Source organism: Sulfurimonas sp. (genome assembly GCF_016744025.1).
In the GTDB taxonomy this organism is placed as follows: domain Bacteria; phylum Campylobacterota; class Campylobacteria; order Campylobacterales; family Sulfurimonadaceae; genus Sulfurimonas.
On the sequence record NZ_JADGFC010000177.1, the window covers coordinates 1 to 3,922 of the forward strand.

Genomic DNA, 3,922 nt, shown 5'->3' on the forward strand with positions numbered 1-3,922 from the left:
AGCAAGAGGTTCTGTTTAGCCACTACTCTTGCTCTACTAAGGATAAGTTTATTACGAGGTTATTTCTTTTTACAGACTCCAAGAAGAGTCTAAATTTTATCCTTAACAAAGCAAGAGGTTCTGTTTAGCCACTACTCTTGCTTTGTTAAGGATAAAATATTATTTACTTATAATTGGTCAGCATGTCCAAAAAATATTTCTTGACCACTATCTTTTCTCATACTATCTAAAATATTTTTTGCTTTTATTTTTGTCGGAGCATCAAAATAAATAAACATATTTCTAGAAAATATAAAATCAAACTTTCCTATATTGACAAAAGATGGATCAAAAAGATTTTCAAGTCTAAAAGTAACATGAGATTTCACACTATTCTTTAGCGCGTATAAATCACCTTTTTTATCAAAATATTTAACTTTAACCTCATCTGTAAGATTTCTTACATTTCTTTCTTTGTAGGTAGCTTCTCGTGCTTTTTCTAAAGCTTCTAAGTTTATATCTATACCTACGATATTTATTTTGTTAGGAAGTACTCCTGCTTCAAGAAGTGCTATAGCAATGCTATAAGGCTCTTCTCCTGTTGCAGATGGAGCACAAAGTATATCTACAGAATGTCCACATTCTTTAACAAGTTCTACAAGTTCGGCAATTTGTCTAAACTCCCTGTAGAAAAATGTTTCGTTTGTAGTTAGGTAATCAATTAACTCTTGCTTTATCACTGCATCTTCATCTACCATCTTTAGTAATTTCACAAATGAGCTTATCTCTCTTTGCCTACAAAAAGTCATAACCTTATTTGTTAGTATACTAATTTGATTGTCAAATGTTACACCTGTTTCATTTTTAAAATACTCTGCTATTGGTTGAACATTAGTATAATCTGTTTGTTGGACAACTTTTACTTCTTCTTCTACAATTACTTTTTTCTTTTTAAAAAAACTTAACATTAGTTACAAAACTCCCTTATTGAATCTACTATTTGAGAAATATCAAGTACTTTGATATTTCTAACTTCTTTTCTTGCGCGACTTGGCATTCCATCAACTATAGCACTACTTTCACTCTCAGTAATACATGAAGAACCATTCTTTTCAAGCATCTTACAAGCTTGAACTCCATCATTTCCTATACCAGTCAAGATAATACTCAAGATATCAAAATCTTTACTGTATGGCAAAAAAGAGCCAAATAAAGTATTTATATCTGGATTAAAAGCATTTGCAGATGACTCTTTTTGAGAAAAAACATAATTTAAACCGTTTTTACTTATACTTGTCGCTCCGCTACATACATATATATTTCCATTTTCTAAGTAATCATTATCTTGGGCAACTGATATTGGGTTTATATGTTTTTCTTGTAAACGTTTAGCAAAACTTGGCATAAAACCAACTGCCATATGTTGTGCAATAACTATTGATGTTGTATCAAGTGATGGAAGAGCATTGATAATCTTTTCTATCTGACCGGGACCTCCGGTGGAGGCACCTATTAAGACAAGTTTTTTAGGTACTAAATAGTTCAAAAATTCCCTTCTATCATTATATTAAAATATTATATCAAGAAGATAGTTTTTTAAAACTTAAAACAGTAAAATATTTTTTACTGTTTTATTTACAAGTACCCCAATAAGGAGAAGTTTATTAAGTATTGAAAGTTTCAAGTTTAGCGTGAAGTTCATCTGTCATAGAATTTAAGTGATCAGCCGCAGAAGCAATTTCTTCAACATTGCGGGCATTAACTAAAGATATATCATTAATCTCTGTAATCTGAATTACTATAGATTCAACATCTTTTCCAGTTTTCTCAAAATCTGTTACTGTTCTATCACTTGCATTTACAGCGTCATCAACTATTTGAACACTTACATTGATTTTTTCTTCAACTTCAATAGCTCTATCAGCAAGCTTCTGAATATCCTCTGAGTTAGTACTCATCTGTCCACTAACATCTCCAATAGACTGAACAATTACATTGATAGTAGCGTTTATCTCTGTAAGAGATTTTTGTGTTCTCTCTGCAAGTTTACGAACTTCATCTGCAACAACAGCAAATCCACGTCCATGCTCACCCGCACGAGCTGCTTCTATGGCAGCATTAAGTGCAAGAAGGTTTGTTTGGTCTGCAATATCTGAAATAACTTCAAGAACAACTTTTACTTCATTTGCATCTTGAGATACTGTATTCATTTTTTCTGCTAACTCAACTTCTAATTCAGCACTTCTTTGTACTTGAGATGTAAGATTTATAACATCTTCACGAGCTTCTGAAAGATTTTCATTTGCTTTGATAATATCTTCTTTACTCTCTTGAGCATCTGATATTGCATTCTTTATCTCATCTTTGATAATTACTGCCTTTTGAGTAGCTGAATCAACTACAGTTACAGACTTCTCAACATTTTCTCCAACACCAATTGCTGTTGTTGAAAGTTCATGAGATATTGAAGCATTTTCTGAAGAACTTTGTTTTGAAGTCTCTATCAACTCTTTTAATGAACACATAAGTCCATTAAAACTCTTAGCAATCTGAGATAGCTCTAATGGTGCATTTTCATCCACTTTTAAAGTAAGGTTCTTATTATCACCTATATTTAAAAGTGTCTCTTTAAATTTATTAATAGGTCTAATAATACTTACATTTACAGTTAAAATAGATAATGTAATCATAACTACAAGTATAATAACAGCCCACAGGATAATACTATTTCTGATGCTATTTGGAACTATAAGAACCTCTGCTTCATCAATTTCTGAAAGTATTGCCCATTTTAAATCTTTTCCTATACTAATAGTTGAAAAAGAAGATAGAACAGGATTATTATTGTAGTCAATTACAATTTTCGTATCTATTATACCATCGAATGCTTCACGAGTAGCTGCAGTATCTATAGAGCCAGTTGAAGGATTTGCAAAAGATGCTTTAACAGAGTGACCTATAGGATCTAAGAAACTATCACTTCTCATTAGTTTATCTACACCAACTAAGTAATCTTCTTGTGAATCACCATAACCTTGTCTATATTGCATAACTTCATTAATTGCACTATCACTAATTTGAAAAACTACTATTGCTCTTATTACACCATCTTCTTTAACAGGTGTAGCTAAAAACATTGCAGGCTCGCCATTACTTGGAGCATATGGCATCTTATCTGTAAATGTAGGACGTCCATTTTTCATAGCTCCTTTATACGCTCTTGCCAATCCACTATCTTTAAGAGGACCATGAATAAGATTTGCGCCATAGTCTGACTCTTTTGTAGCACTATACATAACATGACCGTTTTTGGCAGAAATAACAAAAATATCATAGTAACCATAATCTTTCATATAACCTTGAAAGAACTCTTCATGAAGTAGAGTTTTTTCTTTAGTAAGTTCATTTGTAACAGGATAAACATCAGTTGAAGAGAATTCTAATTCCTCGTAAATATCCATCATGTTTCTTATAAGCCATCCTAAATCTTGAGAACGAGCAAGAACTTCAATATCACTTACTCTATCTCTGAAGAAATCTTCAATTTGGCTTTTTTTAATATCTCTCACTGTAGTAAGTTGTGAAAAGCTATTTTCCATTAAAGCTGTTTTACTTTGAGAGACGGAGATGTTTGTGGTTATTACTGCCAATAATATTAACGACAATGCTGTCGAGAGTATTATTTGCATCCTTATAGAGAATCTATTCATGTTAAATCCTTTTAATTATATAGTACATGAATTGTGTCTTTTTTGCAATACATCCTTTAAATTAACAAAAGAACACATAACTACATTAAATAATCCACTTTTTTTCATATTGTCTATTTTTCATACAGTTTAAAGATTAATTTAGATTTAAAGTAAAATATTTCAGGCTAAAAAGTGCTTTAAAGTACGCTATAGTAGGAATAAACAAAGGTATATTTATAATGGGCCTGTCT

At 31.3% G+C, this 3,922-nt stretch carries 3 protein-coding genes; all 3 read right to left on the minus strand.

Going from position 1 to position 3,922, the window contains the following annotated elements; all coding sequences use genetic code 11:
- Positions 1-167 precede the first annotated feature (167 nt).
- The 3 genes from QZZ48_RS14595 to QZZ48_RS14605 all read right to left on the minus strand — a co-directional run bounded on the left by QZZ48_RS14595 (position 168) and on the right by QZZ48_RS14605 (position 3,689).
- Positions 168-947 carry a CheR family methyltransferase gene (locus QZZ48_RS14595; RefSeq protein WP_294966990.1) on the minus strand — a complete coding sequence of 260 codons (780 nt, stop codon included), beginning with the start codon at positions 945-947 and terminating at the stop codon, positions 168-170.
- On the minus strand, positions 947-1,525 hold the full coding sequence (locus tag QZZ48_RS14600; protein WP_294966991.1) for a CheB methylesterase domain-containing protein: 579 nt from the start codon (positions 1,523-1,525) through the stop codon (positions 947-949). Before QZZ48_RS14600 ends, QZZ48_RS14595 begins: the two co-directional genes overlap by 1 nt.
- Positions 1,526-1,643: 118 nt before the next feature.
- Positions 1,644-3,689, minus strand: coding sequence for a methyl-accepting chemotaxis protein (locus QZZ48_RS14605; RefSeq protein WP_294966992.1), 2,046 nt, complete (start codon positions 3,687-3,689; stop codon positions 1,644-1,646).
- Between the last annotated feature and the right edge of the window lie 233 nt (positions 3,690-3,922).

Coding starts and splice junctions, on each gene's coding strand:
- QZZ48_RS14595 (WP_294966990.1), bottom strand. CDS start 947: ATGTTAAGTTTTTTTAAAAAGAAAAAAGTAATTGTAGAAGAAGAAGTA.
- QZZ48_RS14605 (WP_294966992.1), bottom strand. CDS start 3,689: ATGAATAGATTCTCTATAAGGATGCAAATAATACTCTCGACAGCATTG.